Below are 21104 nucleotides of genomic sequence, written 5' to 3' on the forward strand. Positions count from 1 at the left end.
GTTTTTTTTCGTCTATCGATTGGGATCTCTGGTTGATATTATTTAAAGGAAAATAAGATATTGATCGTGATCGTACTATTCGTTTTTTCTAAATTATTTGGAACATGGCTTAAATGCTGGCGAGATTGTGCAATTTTCAAAGCGATGCTTTCGGTAATATTATTAATGATGCTAATTTCAGTATCAAAACGTGTATTACTCGATCCCGTTACCACCGTTCCATCAAAGTTAAATCCAATACGTTCAAACGGTTTCCAAAGAGCGGTTAAATTAGCCCGGATAATAGGTTCTTGGACATTATCTGGGAAGATAGGATCGTCATCATCAATTTCATCGGTATTGGGTTCTTGATAGCGGTAACCCGGGCCGAGCTCTGCTTCTATTTTTAAAGTATCAGTATTGGTGATTTGGTAACCAAAGCCAGTTGAAACCGTATAATCTTGATAATAAGATTTGTACTTAGAGGTAATCCCTTTAAAGTTTCCGTAAAGGTAGGTTTTGGGACTTAACTTATAGTCACTTTGTAATTGATAGGTTTGATCTCGTTCGTCCTCCTCACCATCTTTATCTTTCATGTAAACTTTGACTTCACCAGTATTACGAAGTCGACCCTTGATGTAAGAAATTGAAACGCGAGCATTTAATGATTTTTTATCTTCATTGCCTTGTTCGGAGCGATAACCGAATTCTACCTCTGATTCCCAAGGTGACGGTTCTTCTTCCTGAACGCTACCATCACTATTCTCATTCAATAATTTAGAGATTGCAGCATCATCCACCTCTGAATCTGCTTCTTCGCTTTTTTCTATTTCTTCCTTGGCCTTTTGTTCTTCAGCCGTTTTAGGATCTTTAGTGTCATCTTTATTTGGCTGTGTTTTATCTTGCTCTGTTGTTTCTGGGGCTTCGGCAGATTCCGGCTCTTCAAAGGTGATTTCTTGAGGCTGATCTGGCTTACTTTGCGTATCTTCTTTGGTCTGTTCCGCGTTACTTTCTTTAAGCTCAGGCGTTTCAGAGGCGGCAATATCCGCACTTTGAGGAGCACCAGAAAGTGGAAGCGTTTGAGGTTGACTATCATCCGTTGATATTGTCGCTGATTCCTCACTGTAGCTATTGGCGCTACAGAGTAAAAATAACAGCGGTAATATACGTTTTTGCACGAATTTGCTTACCTAAATGAGTAAAAGTTCACAATTATAACGGAGTATAATTATAGTGCAGTCATTAGCGAGTTAATTTTCTATTTTATTCAATAGTGTGCTTACAAATCCATACACTCCGTTATAATGGCTGGCTATAGTTTTCAATGAAGTGATCCCATGGCAGACAATCAAACTCGAAAAATCGTAGACGCTCAAGTCGACGCGCTTAAAGTGCCCCCGCATTCTTTAGAGGCAGAACAGTCAGTTTTAGGTGGGTTATTACTTGATAATGAACGCTGGGATTCTATTTCTGGAAAGGTTGTGGGTAAGGATTTTTATAGCCGACCACACCGTTCTATTTTCGCAGCGATTAAAGCGATTTTAGACGATAACCAACCTCTGGATCTTATTACTCTCTCTGAACATCTTGAACAGCGTGAAGAATTAGAGTCGGTAGGAGGCTTTGCTTACCTTGCCGATCTAGCCAAAAACACCCCAAGTGCTGCCAATATCAATGCTTATGCCGACATAGTATGCGAGCGTGCCTTGGTTCGAAGTTTGATCGGTGTGGCTAATGAAATTGCTGATGCTGGATACGATCCACAAGGGCGTAGTTCGGCTGATTTGCTCGATATGGCGGAAAGTAAAGTTTTTGCCATTGCAGAAGAGCGCACAACGGAAAATGAAGGCCCTCAAGGGGTTGATAATATTCTAGAAAAAACGCTTGAGCGTATCGAAGAATTGTATAAATCACCACAAGATGGTGTGACGGGTGTGAATACTGGGTTTGCTGACTTAAATAAGAAAACGGCAGGTTTGCAAGGTTCCGATTTGATCATTGTGGCAGCGCGTCCATCAATGGGTAAAACCACGTTTGCTATGAACTTATGTGAAAATGCGGCGATGGATCAAGACAAGCCCGTTTTGATCTTCTCACTAGAGATGCCCGCGGAACAATTAATGATGCGTATGCTGGCTTCACTTTCTCGCGTTGATCAAACTAAAATCCGTACTGGTCAACTTGATGATGAGGATTGGGCGCGTATTTCATCAACGATGGGTATTCTGATGCAGAAAAAGAATATGTACATCGATGATAGTTCTGGTCTAACACCGACCGATTTACGTTCTCGCGCTCGTCGAGTTGCACGTGAAACCGGTGGCCTTTCCATGATCATGGTCGATTACCTCCAATTAATGCGAGTGCCGGGTATGAAAGATAATCGTACCTTGGAAATATCCGAAATATCACGCTCGTTAAAAGCGCTAGCGAAAGAACTTAATGTGCCGGTAGTGGCGCTTTCTCAGCTCAACCGTTCCTTGGAGCAACGAGCGGATAAGCGTCCAATTAACTCAGATTTGCGTGAATCAGGTGCGATTGAGCAAGATGCGGATTTAATCATGTTCATTTATCGTGATGAAGTTTATAACCCAGATAGCGCATTGAAAGGGATTGCGGAAATTATTATTGGTAAGCAGCGTAATGGTCCGATTGGTTCAGTACGTCTGACTTTCCAAGGGCAATATTCTCGTTTTGATAATTATGCGGGACCAGCATTTGATGATGAGTAATCCAGTCCAATGAATGAGAAACAATTAACTGAAATGAAATTGATGCAAGCAGCAACCGCGTATATTAATTTAAATGCACTGCAATCTAATTTGCGGAAGGTTAAGAACAAAGCCCCCTTTAGTCAATCGGTGGCGATTGTTAAAGCCAATGCTTATGGTCATGGTGTTGTTCCTGTTGCATTAAGCCTCACGGATGCTGATGCATTCGGGGTTGCTAGATTAGAAGAAGCGCTTGAATTACGCGCGGCAGGGGTCGAAAAACCGATTTTGTTATTAGAAGGCTTTTATTCTGCGAATGATGTAAATATTCTTTCATCTTATGATTTACAAACCGCTATTCATTGTGAAGAGCAGTTACTTGCTTTAGAACAAGCCTGTTTAAGTAAACCTATTACTGTGTGGCTAAAAATTGATACGGGTATGCACCGTTTAGGCGTTCGCCCTGATCATGTTCAGCATTTTATTGAGCGCTTAACGGCATGTAATAATGTTCAAAAGCCACTGTGCTTTATCAGTCACTTTGGTTGTGCAGATGAGCTTGATAACCCCGTTACCGCCGAACAAATTGACGTTTTTAAATCGCTTACTGATGCTAAAGGGTCTCGTTCTTTAGCGGCATCTTCGGGTATTTTATCTTGGCCAGATAGTCATTTTGATTGGGTTCGCCCTGGTATCATTATGTATGGCATTTCTCCTTTCTCTGATTCCAACGCGCAACAATTAGGCTTCCAACCGGTGATGACGTTAACTTCTCATTTAATTGCAGTGCGTGATATCAAAGCCGGTGAAAGTGTTGGTTATGGCGCGACGTGGACTTCTACGCGAGATAGCAAAATTGGGGTCATTGCGATGGGGTATGGGGATGGTTATCCTCGAACCGCGCCAAATGGGACGCCTGTATTGGTCAATGGTCGAAAAGTGACGTTAGCTGGTCGAGTGTCGATGGATATGATCACGGTTGATCTTGGCCCAGACAGTCAAGAGAAAGTGGGTGATGAGGCCATTTTTTGGGGGGAGGCATTGCCTGTCGAAGAGGTGGCACAACATATCGGTACGATTGCTTATGAGTTGGTCACTCAGCTGACAGGGCGAGTGATACTAAAATATTGTCACCATGATTAATCATACATGATATTTAAATGGATGAAATTTCATTGGAAAGTAGTGTTATCGTTTTTGATCGTTAACTTTCCTTTCTCCTTTTCTATTTATGCCGATGACTTGTCTTCTGACAGCAAGGATAAAACGTCATCTTGGTATTCCGATTTCAAAGTGGTCCCTTTTGGTTTTGTTTCAGACAGTATTGGTAATTCAATTGGCGCAGCAGGATTATTAAAAGGAGCGGGTCAGCCACAAGCTGCTTTACTTGGTGCGGCATTCGTATCTGATAAAGGAAGCTACATGACTTACCTTGGTGGTTATAATTACCAAGTTTCGGAGAGTTGGTTATTTAATTTTGATGGTTACAGTGCTCAATTTAAAGATTACGATTATTATTTAGGCGTGAATTCGAGTAATGATTCTCACTTTAAAGATTCGGTTATCACTGACGGCCAAGAATCACGCTTACAGGCGTCTTTTCGTTATGTTTTACCTATCGGCTTGGGCTAAAAGTTAGGCGGAGCAGCGGGCTATGCAACGACCCGAGATATTACGTCAGCCAACCCTCTCGAAAGCGGCGTTTCAACATTATGGATAAAGCCTTTTTATAAGAGCCGTCACCTCGATGATTATGATGGTTTTGAACCAGAATCGACTTGGGGAGTTGAACTGAGAGCGGATTGGGATAACCGAGATACTCTTCGAAATACCACGACGGGTTCACGTACTCAATTAGCATTGACCTACGCTCCGGATATTGGCAACGATAATCCGTGGTCTACGTGGGAGTTTCAAAATAGTCAGTTTTGGGACTTAGGGGCACTTGGTACCCTTTTTAATAAGCAAGTATTGGCCTTTGATTTTTATACCGCAGGTACACCCAGCTGGGATAACGGTACTTCTGGCAATGAGAATCGACCTCCTGAATATGCAGGGGTTCGTTTAGGTGGCTTGTATCGTCAGCGAGCTTTTTCTGGCGGACGATTTACTGGACAAGCGGCGATTAATTACAGCCTTGAATATCGAGTGATGCCTGATTGGCAACCACTGCAAAATTGGCCAATATTTGATTTATACAATGTCCCTTGGTGGCAATGGGTTGTGTTTACCGATGTTGGCCGTGTTGCCGATGAGTATAACTTAGCAACACTTCATCAAGACATGCGTTCTAGTTTTGGTGGGGCAAGCCGTTTTCAGATTGAAGGCATAGTGGTTCGAACTGAAATGGCTTGGAGCAGTGAAGAGAGCGTGTTTTGATGGTAAACCAACCCTTTTAGAGGGCTTGATTTAGCTTGGTCATTACTCTTCAGTTTCAGCAATCTTGTTTTGATATTAAGTAAAAGGGCGATAACTGATATAGCGCAATACTAATAATAAAAATCGTTGCGATAATTTAGTTATAGAATAAGTACTTCGAGCCAATCATTTTTTGGTTGGGGGATGGCAGTACGAAATTGTATCTAATGATCTAAACCTATCATTAGATCAAAAATATTAGATCAGAAGATTTTTAATCGGGGGGGACATCTTATCGATATTTTGTCGATAGATGTTAATCAATCCAACACACATCGGGATCATCATTATGTTGAAAAATATTAACCCAACTACGACACAGGCATGGAAAGCGTTAACCGCACACTTCGAAAGTGCACAAGATATGGAATTGGCTGACTTGTTTGCGCAAGATAATGCACGCTTCACTGAATTTTCAGCTAAATTTGGTTCAGATATTCTGGTTGATTACTCAAAAAACCTGATCGACAAAGAGACATTGACTCACTTGTTCTCTTTGGCTGAACAAACAGAATTAAAATCAGCAATCGATGCGATGTTTAGTGGCGAAACTATCAATAAGACAGAAGGTCGCGCAGTACTGCATACGGCATTACGCAACCGCAGTAACACTCCGGTTGTGGTCGGCGGTCAAGATGTGATGCCAGCGGTCAATGCGGTATTGAAAAAAATGGAAACGTTCACTAACCGTATCGTATCGGGCGAGTGGAAAGGTTACACAGGTAAAGAAATTACCGATGTGGTTAACATTGGTATTGGTGGTTCAGACCTTGGTCCATATATGGTATCTGAAGCATTGACGGTCAACAAAACGCGTTTAAATATGCATTTTGTCTCTAATGTCGATGGTACTCATATCGTAGAAACCTTGAAAGGATTAAGCCCTGAAACAACTCTATTCTTGGTGGCGTCAAAAACCTTCACGACTCAAGAAACGATGACGAATGCGCATACGGCGCGTGATTGGTTCTTAGCAGAAGCGGGTGATAATGCGCATGTCGCGAAACACTTTGCGGCGCTTTCAACTAATGCAAAATCCGTGTCTGAGTTTGGTATCGATATCGACAATATGTTCGAATTTTGGGATTGGGTTGGTGGACGTTACTCGCTTTGGTCGGCGATTGGTTTATCTATTTCGCTTGCGGTTGGCTTTGATAATTTTGTTGAGCTATTAGAAGGTGCTCATGAAATGGATAAGCATTTTTCAACAACGGAATTTGAAAGCAACATTCCTGTGATCTTGGCGTTAATTGGCATTTGGTACAACAACTTCCATGGCGCAGAGTCTGAAGCGATTCTTCCTTATGATCAATATATGCACCGCTTTGCTGCTTACTTCCAGCAAGGGAATATGGAATCAAATGGTAAATGTGTTGATCGCAATGGTGATGATGTCGATTATCAAACTGGCCCTATTATTTGGGGTGAGCCAGGAACTAATGGTCAGCATGCTTTCTACCAATTGATCCACCAAGGAACAAAATTAATTCCTTGTGACTTTATTGCTCCAGCGATTAGCCATAATAAAGTGGGTGATCATCATCAGAAATTGATGTCTAACTTTTTTGCTCAAACTGAAGCACTTGCTTTTGGTAAGAGTAAAGCAACCGTTGAAGCTGAATTTGCCGCGGCGGGTAAAACAGCAGAAGAAGTGAAAGACTTAGTCGCGTTTAAAGTGTTTGGTGGTAATCGCCCAACAAACTCAATTTTAGTGAAGCAAATTACCCCTCGAACATTAGGTAACTTGATTGCTATGTACGAACATAAGATCTTTGTACAAGGTGTAATTTTAAATATTTTCAGCTTTGATCAGTGGGGCGTAGAGCTTGGTAAGCAACTAGCAAATCAAATCTTGCCTGAATTGGCTGACAATAAAGCGGTTGATTCACACGATAGCTCAACGAATGGTTTGATTAACGCTTTTAAAGCGTTCAAGGCTTAGTCGTTAGGGGAGTTGTTATGATAGAAATTATCTATTAAATACTGAACCTAATAAAAAGGTTGGCGAATATGCCAACCTTTTTTGTACCTCAAACTCACGATTGAATAAGTAAAACTAGACACAGTTTTTACAGGTTCCATGGGTTTCAATGACATGGTTGGTTAAGGTGAATCCATGATCTTCAATATTCTTAGTCAAAAGAGCAATAAGATCATCGTCTTGTAACTCACTGACATCACCACATTGATCGCAGATCAGTAAGTGCGAAAAATGTTTATGCTCATGGGGATGATCACCAAAAAAGCAGCATGAGACGAAGCTATTAGTGGATTCCACTCGATGAATAAAACCTTGCTCTAATAAAAACTCAAGTGCGCGATAAACGGTTGGGGGTTTAGCTTGAGGTTCATTAACTTTTAGCTTATCCAGTAATTCATAAGCGGTGGATGAACCTTTCTGTTGCCAAATTAATTCAAGCACTTGTTGTCGTTGCGAGGTTAACCGAACCCCTTTTTGTTGGCAGCGTTCAAGAACTTGCTGTAATAAGCGTTTATTCAAAATAAGAGCCTTTATGGTTAAATTGAGATGATACTAATTGTCGTTATTATCTGTGTATCGACAGTAGAAGCGATGGTTTATCAGTTTAGCGACGTACTCTAAAGTGATGGTTCCCAGCCGCTTATTTATCCGTTGTCATTAAACTTAATGCTTTACGCGAGACATCGCCCGCAGCTTGATGCATATTTTGGTGCTCTAGTGCATCTGCAAGATAAGAGTAGTCGGAGATATTCACTCGTTGTTTTAGTGCTTGCTCGAAAGCGTGTTGAGCTTCTGCCCATTTATTTTCCCTTAGATAAAGCTGGCCAAGAGCACTATTTGCTTCTGCATGGTTATTATTTTTTAGAGTAATACCTTCAAGTAAAACAATCGCTGGGTGAGTATCAGGCAGTTGAATTTCAGTGAGTAATGGCAGTAATTTTTCGGAAGCTGAAGATTTTAAAACATCGCGTAATATAACATAAGCCTCAGAATCGCCTTTATGTAGCATCAATTGTTTAATCATTAAATAGACGACTTGCTCATCTTGTTTCAACTTTTTCGGCAAGTTGCTCCAATACGCTAATAATCCACTTGTACCTTTTTGTTGTCCAACTTCTTCCATTTTACCAAGTTGAGCTTGGTAGTATAAAGATTGGTATTCTTCATCTTGTATGAGTTTGGCTTTTTTTAATTTAGGTAATAGCTCATCCAGTGCTATCCATAACCGTAGCCGTTGATAGGTTTTTTTAAGTAGATTAAGGATAATCGTGTTATTTGGATATTGGCCTTTTAGCTTTTCTAAGTGGGTATGTGCATCCGAATATTGGTTATTTCTTATCATTTGGCGAATTTGTGTTATTTCTACCGCCAGTGACGTTTTATCTTGCTCTAGCGCTAAGGCGAGATATTTTTTCCGTTTGTTTTCATCACCCATGCCTTGAGCAGCTTCTGCAGCAATTAAATAGCAAAGCAGTGGCATATCATGGTGGTTAGCCCAGCGAGTGACCTTTTTCTCGGCCGTTTTCCAATCACCTTCTAATAATTTAATGATGCCTTCATTGGTGTACCGACGAGCTCGTTTTAGTTTGCGCACACTGAACCAATTCCACGTGACACTGGTTGCCCGTAAACCGCGTTTGATTATGTTTTCAGCTAGAAAAAGAGCCGCAAGTGCTGCAATCACAAAAATGACCAAAGTGGTCACACTCATTTCGGTCGTGGTATCGGCAACCGAAATTAGCACATAACCTTGTTGGTCTGAAAATTGAGTGCCGACAAATAACCCGAGGCCAAGAACAATAAATAGAAAAATTAATCGAAACATTATTTATCTCCCTTACCTACGGTCGTAACTGAACGGCGTAATCGTTCGGTGATGATATCGTTTAATGGCTTTTGAGATTGAAGTTTGATCGGGTAATTAACAGTAATATCTTTCTCTTTCAATTGACGTAATGCTTGTTCGAATTTCTGCACTTTCAACGAGTTTTGATTAAAGTATTTATTCGACCAGTCATGAGCAACTTGTAATGAGGTTTGATAAATATCGTTATTTTCAGAATAAACGCCTTTAATAGCGCTCTCTAATTTCGCTTTCATGTTTTCTTTGAAATAAAAGTGCTGTTCTGGTGTGAGTAGCGGTGTGGCGCTTCCTTCACGAGTTCTAAAGGTAATAAAATGACCTGCAAAATCTTTCAAAGACGTGGTTAAATTACTTTGCCAATCATTAATATTGCCAGATACCGCGATCTCTTCTTGTTTTTCTTCTTTAGGTAGCAATGAGTTGGCTAAAGGTAGTTGATCAACCTCGGCTTGCAAGCTGATTAGATTGAGAATCAGTCCATCTCTATCAATGATCGGGAGGGATTTTAATTGGGTAATATCCTTAGCAATTGCTTTACGCAAACCGACCAAACTTGGATCATTGAGCGCTGCAATACGTTGATCCGCTGATTGAATAAGCTGGGTTGCTGATTCGATATCATGTTCTAAAAAGAGCTTTCTTCCTGCCATCTTTGTCAGATAATCGGCTTCAGCGAGTAACCAGTCATTTGGACTACGACCTTTAATATCAGCAAGGGCAAGCTGTAAGCTTTTAATGCTTTTCTCTTGCTGTTCAGTGGTGGTGGTTAGGCTATGAGTTAGATTTTGATTGTCTTTTTTTAGCTGGTTCTTATTGTCATCAAGCTGTTGGTTTAGGCTACTTTTTAAGTTAGTGACTTGAGCGCTCAGTTTATCAATGGTTTTTTTGTTTTGAGTATATTGATATCTCTCGTAGGCAACCATGGAACCTGCAACTAATAATGCCAAGATAATAACAACTGCGACTCGCTTTGTTCCTGGTTTTTTTGTTTTTTTGTCAGCATTAGTTGAGTGAGTATTGTGGGAAGAGCGAGCTTCGTTATCTACGGCAGTTTTATTCGAATTATTATCTGTCATGTTGTCGTCCTGTATTAAGTTTCCCACTGAGGTGTGCCAATAAAATGGAGTTAGCAGCACTGCCTGTGTTAATTATACGCGAAAAGCCAAATTCTTTAGCTTCTTGTTCAATGCGTTGGCTTGGAATGTAAAGTTCGCGTTGTGTCAGCCAATGTTTAAAATCATTTGAGCTTTGGGTTATAAGGTAGCTAAGTTGGTCGCCACTGGTTATCACTAATTGTTTGATATTTAGCTGTTTCCAATAAGGGTATACGATGGATTCATCTATCGGAATATAAGCCCTTTGATAGACTTCGCTGTAATCAACATCCGCTCCTCGTTGCTGTAGTGTTTGATAAATTAATTCGCGACCACCATTGCCTCGCAGTATTAAAATACGCCGATTTTTCACTAACTTCAAAGCTGGTAAGTCCAGTAGGTGTTCACTATCACTAATTTTTGGAGATATGACGGTTTTTCCACAATATTGCTGTAGTAATTGAGCCGTTTTGTTACCAATAGCCAAGTAAATCGGGGCAGTCGGAAATGAAGCATTTTGGTGCTTTAAGATATGTTGCGCCCAATAAACGGCATGTTGGCTGACTGCGATAACTAGGTGGCAATTTTTCAAATGATACTGAAGGGAAGCGGCATCTCTGCCTTGTATAAAGGTAAGTAGAGGATGATGCAAATTGCTTATGCCTAATGTGGATAATTTTTGGCATAAGTCAGCACCATCCTCTCCTGGGCGAGTTACCAGAACGGTCATGTTTAGTCGTGTTCTGAGTACAATTTTTCAAGGATGTCTTTGGCACCATCGTTGAGTAATTGATTGGCTAGAGTAATACCAAGTTGCTCTGCGTCCTTACGTAGACCGTGAATTTCGCCTCGAATAATAATAGAACCATCTGGCTCTCCGACTAAACCGCGTAACCAGATATTATCGCCATCTAGCAGGGAGTAACTTCCAATAGGAACTTGGCAGCCGCCTTCAAGCGTGAGATTCATGGCGCGTTCACACAATACTCGGTCTTGGGTATCTTGATGGTTAAGAGGCTCTAATAGTTTACGTAGGCGATCATCATTTAAACGACATTCAATACCCACTGCACCTTGACCAACAGCAGGAAGAGATTCTTCAGGTTCAATAAAGCTGCGTATACGCTCTTCAAGCTTTAGGCGTTTTAATCCAGCGGAGGCTAAAACGATGGCATCGTATTCACCTGCATCTAATTTGCCTAATCGTGTCCCTACGTTGCCACGTAAATCTTTGATAATAAGATCAGGGCGACGCTCTTTTAATTGGCATTGACGACGCAAACTACAAGTGCCGACAATGGCGCCTTGAGGTAGTGCATCGACATTTAAGTAAGTGTTTGAAACGAAAGCATCTCTAGGATCTTCACGCTCACAAATTGTCACCAGACCTAATCCTTCAGGGAAATCGACAGGAACATCTTTCATTGAATGAACCGCGAGATCGGCTCGACCTTCAAGCATAGCAACTTCTAACTCCTTAACAAATAAGCCTTTTCCACCGACTTTAGCAAGAGGAGTGTCTAAAATAACATCGCCCTTGGTTACCATGGTCACTAACTCAACTTCTAGACCTGGATGAGCTTTTAATAGTGCATCTCTTACGAAATACGCTTGCCATAATGCTAGCGGGCTTTTACGAGTCGCGATACGAATTGGTGCTGTTGACATAAGTAACCTTTTTAATCGATTTTGTTATGACTCATCCTATCATTCCTGAGATAAAATTCTTACTCTTAGCGATACATTTTTAAGTCAAAACATAAATGCTATAGAAATAGGGGGCAGGCGACTAAAGTAGTAGATGTCATCAACTTGTATAATGTTTACCCGCTTGTAAAAAAATGTTAGATTGATCACGTTTTTCTTGTTACTGCTCATCTCCGTCAAGGTTATCTTATTCATATAGTCGTACTAGGAATTTATCTTGCAGGCATACACCAAAAAATTAATTCAAAGGCTTGATACGCTTAATTCTCTGAGGATTGAGCGTGCTTTGTCGTTAATGGATAAAACCAGCCAGCAAATTTTCCAGCTGATCCCAACCTTATTGCATTTCAATCACCCTCAATTACCCGGCTTTTGTGATAAAGCTGCGCCTTGTGGCATTGTTCAATTTCAGTTAAGTGATGTGCAGCATCAGCTCATGCTAGACCTATTTTCTTGTGATTCTGCTAGCTTGAATTCGAATTTGGTATCAGAAAATATTCTCGCTTTATACACGATGGGAAGTACTTCATCGGTAGGGCAGAGCTCTTCAAGTGATTTGGATATCTGGGTTTGTATTTCACCGAATATGCTATTGGCTGATCGGACGCTTCTCAGCAATAAATGTTTAACGATCACGGAGTGGGCGAAAGATTTTGGCGTTGAGGCAAATTTCTTTTTGATGGATGAAAGCCGTTTTCGTTCGAACCAATCGGAAGAAATGACGGGTGATAACTGCGGGTCTTCACAGCATCTTCTATTGTTAGATGAGTTTTATCGTTCTGCTGTTCGACTTGCTGGGCAACGATTACTTTGGCAAATTGTGCCGCCAGAAATGGAAGGGTGCTACGACGATTACGTTAAGCGACTTTGCAATAGCGGACACCTCGATTGCTCTGAATGGATAGATTTTGGGCAACTTCACCATATTCCGGCTGAAGAGTATTTTGGTTCTAATTTATGGCAGCTCTATAAAAGTATTGATTCTCCTTATAAATCAGTATTAAAAGCTATTTTACTTGAGTCCTATTCGTGGGAATACCCAAATCCACAATTATTAAGTATAGATACCAAGCGTCGTTTTTTTGCGTGCGAGCAAAAAGAATATTGCATGGATAGTTATTATTTAATGCTGGAAAAAGTAACACTTTATCTTGAACGTATTGGCGATCAGCGTCGCTTAGAATTAGTTCGTCGCTGCTTCTATTTGAAAACCCATGAAAAATTATCTCGACCGGCTGGGGATCATTTTGTTGCTTGGCGTCATTCAGCATTGCAAGATTTAGTGTCAGATTGGGGATGGTCTAACGCTCTTATTCAAGAACTGGATAATCGTCGCCACTGGAAAGTTGAACAAGTGAAACAAGTGCATCATGAGTTACTTGATGCCTTAATGCTGAGTTATCGTAATCTTATTCAATTTGCTCGTCGCAATGACATCACTTCGGCTATCAGTCCTCAAGATATTAGTATTCTGGCGCGTAAACTTTATGCGGCATTTGAAACGCTTCCGGGTAAGGTGACATTACTTAACTCTCAAATTTCTCCAGATTTACACGAACCTAATTTAACCTTTATCCAAGTGCCAGAAGGAAGAACGAACCCGGCTGGTTGGTATCTATATAAACATGCACTTGATCCTTATGAGATTCTGGGTCAAGCGCCACTAGAGCATAATCAGTATTTAAGTAAATTAGTCGCATGGTCATTTTTTAATGGCTTAATTACGGAAGGCACTCATCTTGATGCTGTTGTTCGTCATGCGCAGCTTGATATGGATAAGTTGTATCAAATGGTGAGCGATTTACGTAATACCTTTTCTCTACGTAAGCGCCAACCAACAATGCAAGCGTTAGGTAGCCCATGCGAAGTGAGTCAGCTTTCTATTTTTATTAATTTAGAAAGTGATCCAACCGTAAATCTAAAAGCCAGTCAGCTGAAAGGCGATCAGAAACATGTGGATATTTTTAGTTTTTCGGATGAGAAAAAATGTTTAGTGACCAGTGTAGACTTGGTTTATCGTAACTCGTGGCATGAAGTGAGAACGCTGCATTTCTCTGGTCAAAATGCGATTATCGATACCTTGAAAACTATTCTAGGTAAGATGCATCAAGATGCTAGGCAACCAGAATCAGTAGATGTTTTCTGCTATAGCAAAAATATGAGCGGCATGATGCGTAACATGGTGTATCAATTGCTAGCTGAGTGTATTGATCTTAGATTGAAGCCTGTGGAAAATGAAAAACGCCGTCGATTCAAAGTGCTAAAAGTAGCCGATCAGATGTATGGCTTATTCTTTGAGCGCCGTGGTGTCTCGGTGATGAAGCTAGAAAATTCGATTGATTTCTACAGCAGCATTTCGACGAATAAGCTACAAGGCGCGGTGCTGGTGGTCGGTAAGAATCAAGAACTTCCACCGCCAGATGTGGTTGATGGTTTTGCCAGTGAAGGTTTAATCCAATTCTTTTTTGAAGATGATGCGGATGGCTTCAATATTTATGTGTTAGATGAAGAAAATCGCGTGGAAATTTATCGTCAATTTGATGGTAATAAAGACGATATGGTCCGCAATGTGAATCGTTTCTACACCACAAATACTAATGATGAAGGGACAAAGTGCAATTTTAATTTACCACAATATTACCAAGTGATTCATCCGAGCGAGGGTGAGAGCTATGTAGTGCCTTATCGTAGTAATGGCTCCTCATCACCTTGCAATGCTGAGGCGAATGTTTCGTAATAAATGGTGGCAGAATAGAAAGAAAAAGGCTTCTGAATTAATAATCAGAAGCCTTTTTTATGTCACGAGTATTAAGTGACTCGATTAGTCTACTCGCTCAAATACGGTCGCTATACCTTGTCCTAATCCTATGCACATTGTGGCCAAACCAAATTGTACATCGTGGCTTTCCATTAAGTTAATTAAGGTGGTGGAAATTCGAGAGCCAGAGCAACCGAGTGGGTGGCCAAGTGCAATTGCGCCGCCATTAAGATTGACTTTATCTTCCATCACATCAAGTATGCCAAGATCTTTAGCGCATGGTAGAGCTTGGGCTGCAAATGCTTCATTGAGCTCAATCATGCCCATATCTTGAATGCTTAAGCCTGCACGTTGAAGTGCTTTTTTCGTGGCAGGGACTGGACCGTAACCCATGGTCGACGGATCGCAACCAGCAACGGCCATGGAGCGAATGCGAGCACGAATAGGAAGGCCTAATTCTTTAGCTTTTTGTTCGCTCATGATCAACATGGCAGAGGCCCCATCAGAAAGTGCCGATGATGTACCAGCTGTTACGGTGCCATTGACTGGGTCAAAAACGGGACGTAGTTGAGATAAAGTTTCTACTGTGGTTTCAGGGCGGATCACTTCGTCATAGTCAAATAGAGTTAATGAACCATCAGGTGCGTGGCCTTCAATCGGTAGAATTTCATTTTTGAATCGCCCTTCAATGGTAGCAGCATGAGCACGGCGATGTGAACGAGCGCCAAAAGCATCTTGATCTTCGCGGCTAATACCGTGCATTTTACCTAACATTTCTGCGGTAAGTCCCATCATGCCAGATGCTTTAGCTATGTTTTTAGCTAATCCTGGATGAAAGTCCACACCATGATTCATCGGTACATGCCCCATATGTTCAACGCCACCGATCAAGCAGATTTGAGCATCACCGACCATGATTGCACGTGAAGCATCATGTAATGCTTGCATGGATGAACCACATAAACGATTCACGGTGACAGAGCCAACATTTTTTGGAATGCCCGCAAGTAATGCAGCATTGCGTGCAATATTAAAGCCTTGCTCTAGTGTTTGCTGCACACAGCCCCAATACACATCTTCAATTTCTTTAGGATTAACGTTGGGGTTACGCTCTAAAATGCCTTTCATTAAATGCGCGGATAAATCTTCTGCGCGAACATGGCGGAAGGCTCCTGCTTTTGAGCGGCCCATTGGCGTTCGAATACAATCAACAATTACTACATTATTCATTTTTATTTTCCTTAAACTGATCGCTTATCCAAAGTCGTTATACGGCCACTTGCTGGTTTGAGTAAAAAGTTTCATTTTTCTCTGCCATATCAAGTAATAACTCAGGAACGTGATACATCGGGCTAAGATTTTGGTATTGAGATGCCGATTGGATATAAGCTTGAATGCCCATGCTGTCTAAGTAACGGAATACACCACCGCGGAATGGCGGAAAACCTAACCCATAAACGAGTGCCATGTCAGCTTCCTGCGGTGAGGCAATAATGCCTTCTTGCAAACATAGTACTACTTCATTAATCATGGGGATCATGGTGCGATTTATGATGTCTTCATCCGAGAAACTTTGACTGTTCTCTGTGATGCTTTCAAATAAGCTGAGTACGCTTTTATCAAAAGTTTTCTTTGGCTTGCCTTTATGATCAACGGAGTAAGTATAAAAGCCACTGCCATTTTTTTGCCCAAGTTTATTGGCATCATATAAAGCATCGATGGTATCGCGACCATTTTTACCCATTCGCTCAGGAAAACCTTGTGACATTACTTCTTGAGCATGATGAGCTGTATCCAGCCCAACAACATCTAGCAAGTACGCAGGTCCCATCGGCCAGCCAAATTTACGCTCCATTACTTTATCAACTTGTGTAAAATCAGCTCCATCACGCAGTAATAGACTAAATCCTCCAAAGTATGGGAACAATACACGGTTAACAAAGAATCCTGGGCAGTCATTGACTACGATTGGTGATTTACCCATTTGAGCTGCATAAGCCACTACTTTATCAATGGTTTCATCTGAAGTGTGTTCACCACGGATGATTTCTACTAAAGGCATGCGGTGTACAGGGTTAAAAAAGTGCATACCGCAGAAGTTTTCTGGATGTTTTACGGATTTTGCTAGTAAGTTAATTGGAATCGTTGATGTGTTCGAAGCTAATACCGCGCCTTCTGCAACATAAGTCTCGACTTCGGCTAATACAGCGGCTTTAACCTTTGGATTCTCAACAACGGCTTCGACCACTACATCTGCTTGTTCGATACCCGCATAATGAAGACTAGGCGTTATTGAAGCGATAATTTTTGATAATTTAAATCCATCTATCTTGCCGCGCTCGAGTTGTTTGTTAAGAAGTTTTGATGCTTCTGTCATACCTAAATCAAGCGAGGGTTGAGCGATGTCTTTCATTAAGACTGGCACGCCTTTAGATGCTGATTGATAAGCAATACCTCCACCCATTATCCCAGCGCCGAGTACCGCTGATCGCTTAATTTTCGGGGCTGATTTAGTGGATTTTTTAGCCAACCCTTTAATATATTGGTCATTTAAAAATAGCCCGATCAGTGATTGAGCCACTTCAGTTCGGGCCACTTTAATAAAGTATTTACGTTCAATCTCTAGAGCTGCATCACGACTGGAAGTTGATGCTTCTTCTATCGCTTTAACCGAAGCAATTGGCGCTGGGTAATGTGGCCCTGCTTTTTGGGCAATCATGCCTTTTGCCATAGTGAAGCTCATTAAAGATTCTATTTTACTCAGTGATAGCGGTGAGGTTTTTTGAGTTCGGCGTGCTTGCCAGTCAATTTTACCTTGTTGAGCTTGCTGAATAGTATTAATAGCAGAAGCTTGCAGTGCTTCGGTTTCGATAATGGCATCAAGCAAACCAATTTTAATCGCTTCATCGGCGCGTAACTGTTTTGCGGTGGCGATTAATTCCATCGCGTTATCTGCACCAATCACACGTGGCATACGAACGGTACCGCCAAACCCAGGAATAATCCCAAGCTTGGTTTCAGGTAAGCCAATAACTGCAGTGGCATCACCAATACGAAGATCGGTGGATAGAATCAATTCGCAACCACCACCTAAGGCGAAGCCACGAATGACTGATAGGGTAGGGAAAGGAAGATCTTCTAGTTTACAAAAAATATCGTTGGCATATTTTACCCAATGATCAAGCTCAACTTCTGGCTTTGCAAATAAACCTAAAAACTCTTTAATGTCTGCACCTACAATAAATGAATCTTTGTCCGATGAGATAATCAAACCTTGAATGTTATCATTCGACTTAATGGCATCGAGTGCATCACTGAAGGCGCTAAGAGTTTTGGTATTAAGGGTATTGATAGATGCTTCAGCATTGAAAATAAGCTGTGCAATACCATCTTGTAATTCTTTCACGTATAAGGACGAGTCTTGGTAAATCATTGTTTATCTCCATGACGAACAAAGGTGTTGCTGATAGCTCATTACCGCTTTGCCATTTTGGATGACTTCAAGCAACCTGACGTTTTGGATGGGCTATAGCAAATACATTATAGTTGTTCTCTGGTTAGACCAGGTTCTTTTAGTGTTGATCGGTCAAATGTTAACTGCAATACATTTTTCAAACATATGTTTAACTTTTGTGCGCGCGGTCATTCTGTGAACGAGTAAGCGGTTGATTTATGTTAAACTCATCTAACAATTTTTAACTGTTAAGTACTATGAACGACCATCCTTATCTCATTCCTTTGGCTAGCGTTGTATTTGAAGAAGAAATTAAAAAAAGTATCTTTATTACCCATCTCGCTCATACTCCAAGTATCGAAATGGCCAAAATATTTATTGCTCAGATTAAAAGTTTGCACATTAATGCTGGTCATAATTGTTGGGGCTTTGCGGCAGGGAGGGCAGAAGATTCATTATTATGGGGTTTTAGTGATGACGGTGAACCTTCGGGAACGGCGGGAAAGCCTATTTTAGCTCAAGTGTCAGGCTCGGGTGTCGGTGAGTTAACGGCTGTTGTGACTCGTTATTCGGGTGGAATAAAGCTTGGCACGGGCGGATTAGTGAGAGCATACGGGGGTGGTGTTCAGCAAGCACTAAAGCAACTTCAAACAATTGAAAAGAAAATCACCGCTCAAATACACCTAGAGTTAGACTACGCCGAAATGCCTTTAGTACAATCAATGGTAGCGAAATATCAAGCATTTCAAATGGAGGCCGATTTTAGTGATCGTATTCGGTTAGTTGTTGAAATCGATAAAAGAAAGTTGACTTCATTTAGACAGATGTTAATTAATCAATCGGGCGCAAGAGTGAAAATTCATGAGCTTTAGAGTTAGAAACTATTTTTATTAAAGGAATTTAGAAGCTAGCCTTCATTATTTTATATGCAATTTCGTTCAATTATTCGTATCGTTGGTTTATTGTTGGCTCTTTTTAGCTTAACTATGCTAACACCTGCATTGGTTGCCTTTTTATACAGAGATGGTGCTGGCGTCCCTTTTATAATAACTTTTCTTGTATTGTTATTGTGTGGAGGAGGATGTTGGCTTCCTAATCGTGATCAAAAGAAAGAGCTCAAATCTCGCGATGGTTTTTTGATTGTGGTGTTATTTTGGGTTGTTATTGGCAGTGCTGGCGCATTACCCTTCTTATTAGCTTCTGATCTTAATATATCGATTACGGATGCTTTCTTTGAATCTTTTTCAGCATTAACTACAACCGGTGCCACAATATTAGTTGGATTGGATGAGCTGCCTAAAGCCATTTTGTTTTATCGACAATTTCTACAATGGTTTGGTGGCATGGGTATTATTGTGTTAGCGGTCGCGATCTTACCTATTTTAGGTATCGGTGGCATGCAGCTATATAGAGCCGAAATACCTGGCCCAGTAAAAGATAATAAAATGACACCGCGCATTGCAGAAACGGCCAAAGTACTGTGGTACATCTATCTAAGTTTAACGATAGCTTGCGCGACTGCATTTTGGTTAGCTGGAATGAGCTTGTTTGATGCGATCTGCCATAGCTTCGCAACTATTGCTATAGGTGGTTTTTCTACTCACGATGCGAGCATGGGATATTTTAATAGTCCGATCATTAATATGATCACGGTGATATTTTTACTTATTTCAGCGTGTAACTTTTCTCTCCATTTTGCTGCTTTAGCGTCTGGTGGAGTACATCCAAAATATTATTGGCGAGATCCGGAATTTAGAGCATTTATTTTCATTCAGCTAATGTTGTTTTTATTGTGCTTTGTTATTTTATTGGCTCACAAAAGTGAATTAACAACATTTGAAACCTTTGACGAAGTATTATTTCAAACGGTATCTATCTCAACAACCGCAGGCTTTACCACCACGGGGTTTTCAGAGTGGCCATTATTTCTACCTGTACTATTACTATTCTCTTCTTTTATTGGTGGTTGTGGCGGCTCAACTGGTGGTGGATTGAAGGTTATTCGTATCCTTTTACTTACCTTGCAAGGTGGCCGCGAATTAAAGCGCTTGGTACATCCTAGAGCGGTATATCCAATTAAGGTTGGAGGTAAAGTGTTGTCGCAGAGAGTCGTAGATGCGGTTTGGGGCTTTTTCTCGGCTTACGCACTGGTTTTTGTTTTATGTATGTTAGGGGTCATTGCTTCTGGTATGGATGAATTGAGTGCTTTTTCTGCGGTAGCAGCGACTTTAAATAATCTTGGTCCAGGATTAGGAGCCGTTTCCGTTCATTTCGCTAACATTAATGATAGTGCAAAATGGGTATTAATCGTTTCTATGTTATTTGGCCGATTAGAAGTATTTACGTTACTGATATTATTCACCCCTACATTTTGGAAGAGTTAATCATTGTGAAAGCATACCTTATTTTATATTCAACCCGAGATGGACAAACTCATAAAATTGCCAATCATATCGCTAATCAACTAGGGTTCGATGATTGTGAGTTGATGAACATTATTGAGGCCGATGAAGTTGATTTAACAAAGTATAAAAAAGTTATCATAGGTGCATCAATTCGTTACGGGCACTTTAATAAAAACCTATATAACTTTATTAAAAATAACACTCAGCAATTACAAGATATGAAATCCTTCTTCTATAGCGTCAATCTTACTGCGCGTAAAGAAGGAAAGGACACGCCTGAAGGCAGTAGCTATATCCAAAAGTTTTTACAGCAATCTCCGTGGCAACCAATATATATAGGTGTGTTTGCGGGAGCGCTTTATTATCCGCGTTATCGCTGGTTAGACCGAGTAATGATTCGTTTTATTATGAGCATGACAGGAGGGGAAACCGATACCAGTAAAGAAATTGAATATACAGACTGGGAAAAAGTATCTCAATTTGCTGCTCAAATAAAAGAAAAGTAGAGAAAAGCATCAAATATAACGTTTTTAGTGCGTTTTTTGCGCGAACAGTAAATAAAGTAAAATTAATTGAAAAAAGCCCTTGCCAATGTGAACTTGATCTCTATAATGCGACCTCACTGACACGGAGCACACAGCCTAACGGCAGCAACGAGTCAGAGGTCACAACCTTTTCAAAAGGGTAACGAAAAAAGATTGCAGAAAGTGTTTGACACGCTCAATCAAATCGG

At 40.8% G+C, this 21104-nt stretch carries 17 protein-coding genes; 9 read left to right on the top strand and 8 right to left on the bottom strand.

Annotated features, from left to right (window positions below):
* Positions 1 to 38 precede the first annotated feature (38 nt).
* Entirely contained in the window at positions 39 to 1157 is a 1119-nt protein-coding gene (locus FH976_RS16090; protein WP_324187415.1) for a DUF481 domain-containing protein, read from the bottom strand.
* Between the two features lie 159 nt (positions 1158 to 1316).
* Between FH976_RS16090 and FH976_RS07550 the strand changes: the two genes are divergently transcribed.
* The 5 genes from FH976_RS07550 to pgi all read left to right on the top strand — a co-directional run bounded on the left by FH976_RS07550 (position 1317) and on the right by pgi (position 7050).
* Positions 1317 to 2711 (top strand): replicative DNA helicase, encoded by a 1395-nt coding sequence (locus FH976_RS07550; protein WP_194090265.1) that lies wholly within the window; start codon positions 1317 to 1319, stop codon positions 2709 to 2711.
* A gap of 42 nt (positions 2712 to 2753) precedes the next feature.
* A complete protein-coding gene (gene alr / locus FH976_RS07555) occupies positions 2754 to 3833 on the top strand; it encodes an alanine racemase (RefSeq protein WP_194090281.1) in 1080 nt (359 codons plus the stop codon).
* 21 nt (positions 3834 to 3854) lie between these two features.
* Positions 3855 to 4322: a hypothetical protein gene (locus tag FH976_RS15865; RefSeq protein WP_228767368.1), complete on the top strand. Its 468-nt coding sequence runs from the start codon at positions 3855 to 3857 to the stop codon at positions 4320 to 4322.
* A gap of 228 nt (positions 4323 to 4550) precedes the next feature.
* Positions 4551 to 5069, top strand: coding sequence for a hypothetical protein (locus FH976_RS15870; protein WP_228767369.1), 519 nt, complete (start codon positions 4551 to 4553; stop codon positions 5067 to 5069).
* A gap of 328 nt (positions 5070 to 5397) precedes the next feature.
* Positions 5398 to 7050, top strand: a complete 1653-nt coding sequence (gene pgi, locus FH976_RS07565) for a glucose-6-phosphate isomerase (protein ID WP_194090266.1) — start codon at positions 5398 to 5400, stop codon at positions 7048 to 7050.
* Between the two features lie 114 nt (positions 7051 to 7164).
* On the opposite strand, the gene zur is transcribed toward pgi, so the two are convergent.
* The 5 genes from zur to hemC all read right to left on the bottom strand — a co-directional run bounded on the left by zur (position 7165) and on the right by hemC (position 11715).
* Positions 7165 to 7623: a zinc uptake transcriptional repressor Zur gene (gene zur, locus FH976_RS07570; RefSeq protein WP_407701636.1), complete on the bottom strand. Its 459-nt coding sequence runs from the start codon at positions 7621 to 7623 to the stop codon at positions 7165 to 7167.
* Positions 7624 to 7729: 106 nt separating this feature from the next.
* Positions 7730 to 8914: a heme biosynthesis HemY N-terminal domain-containing protein gene (locus FH976_RS07575; RefSeq protein ID WP_194090268.1), complete on the bottom strand. Its 1185-nt coding sequence runs from the start codon at positions 8912 to 8914 to the stop codon at positions 7730 to 7732.
* Positions 8914 to 10029 carry a uroporphyrinogen-III C-methyltransferase gene (locus tag FH976_RS07580; RefSeq protein ID WP_194090269.1) on the bottom strand — a complete coding sequence of 372 codons (1116 nt, stop codon included), beginning with the start codon at positions 10027 to 10029 and terminating at the stop codon, positions 8914 to 8916. The genes FH976_RS07575 and FH976_RS07580 overlap by 1 nt, the downstream gene beginning before the upstream one ends.
* On the bottom strand, positions 10019 to 10777 hold the full coding sequence (locus tag FH976_RS07585) for a uroporphyrinogen-III synthase (RefSeq protein WP_194090270.1): 759 nt from the start codon (positions 10775 to 10777) through the stop codon (positions 10019 to 10021). The genes FH976_RS07580 and FH976_RS07585 overlap by 11 nt, the downstream gene beginning before the upstream one ends.
* Before the next feature lie 2 nt (positions 10778 to 10779).
* Positions 10780 to 11715, bottom strand: coding sequence for a hydroxymethylbilane synthase (hemC, locus tag FH976_RS07590; protein ID WP_194090271.1), 936 nt, complete (start codon positions 11713 to 11715; stop codon positions 10780 to 10782).
* A gap of 256 nt (positions 11716 to 11971) precedes the next feature.
* On the opposite strand from hemC, the gene FH976_RS07595 reads away from it, so the two are divergent.
* Positions 11972 to 14491 carry a class I adenylate cyclase gene (locus FH976_RS07595; RefSeq protein WP_194090272.1) on the top strand — a complete coding sequence of 840 codons (2520 nt, stop codon included), beginning with the start codon at positions 11972 to 11974 and terminating at the stop codon, positions 14489 to 14491.
* Positions 14492 to 14575: 84 nt separating this feature from the next.
* Here FH976_RS07595 and fadA read toward each other — a convergent pair whose 3' ends face one another.
* Both fadA and fadB read right to left on the bottom strand, forming a co-directional pair.
* Positions 14576 to 15742 (bottom strand): acetyl-CoA C-acyltransferase FadA, encoded by a 1167-nt coding sequence (gene fadA / locus FH976_RS07600; RefSeq protein WP_194090273.1) that lies wholly within the window; start codon positions 15740 to 15742, stop codon positions 14576 to 14578.
* A gap of 37 nt (positions 15743 to 15779) precedes the next feature.
* The gene (gene fadB / locus FH976_RS07605; protein ID WP_194090274.1) at positions 15780 to 17945 is read right to left on the bottom strand and encodes a fatty acid oxidation complex subunit alpha FadB; all 2166 of its coding nucleotides are present in this window, start codon (positions 17943 to 17945) and stop codon (positions 15780 to 15782) included.
* A gap of 278 nt (positions 17946 to 18223) precedes the next feature.
* Here fadB and FH976_RS07610 point away from each other — a divergent pair, with 278 nt between their 5' ends.
* The 3 genes from FH976_RS07610 to hemG are packed head-to-tail and all read left to right on the top strand — an operon-like array spanning position 18224 to position 20877.
* The gene (locus FH976_RS07610; RefSeq protein WP_194090275.1) at positions 18224 to 18838 is read left to right on the top strand and encodes a YigZ family protein; all 615 of its coding nucleotides are present in this window, start codon (positions 18224 to 18226) and stop codon (positions 18836 to 18838) included.
* A gap of 54 nt (positions 18839 to 18892) precedes the next feature.
* Positions 18893 to 20350, top strand: a complete 1458-nt coding sequence (locus FH976_RS07615; protein WP_194090276.1) for a TrkH family potassium uptake protein — start codon at positions 18893 to 18895, stop codon at positions 20348 to 20350.
* Positions 20351 to 20352: 2 nt separating this feature from the next.
* A complete protein-coding gene (hemG, locus tag FH976_RS07620) occupies positions 20353 to 20877 on the top strand; it encodes a menaquinone-dependent protoporphyrinogen IX dehydrogenase (protein WP_194090282.1) in 525 nt (174 codons plus the stop codon).
* The last annotated feature ends 227 nt before the right edge of the window (positions 20878 to 21104 follow it).

The organism is Vibrio hibernica (assembly GCF_015223435.1).
GTDB classification, from domain to species: Bacteria; Pseudomonadota; Gammaproteobacteria; order Enterobacterales; family Vibrionaceae; genus Vibrio; species Vibrio hibernica.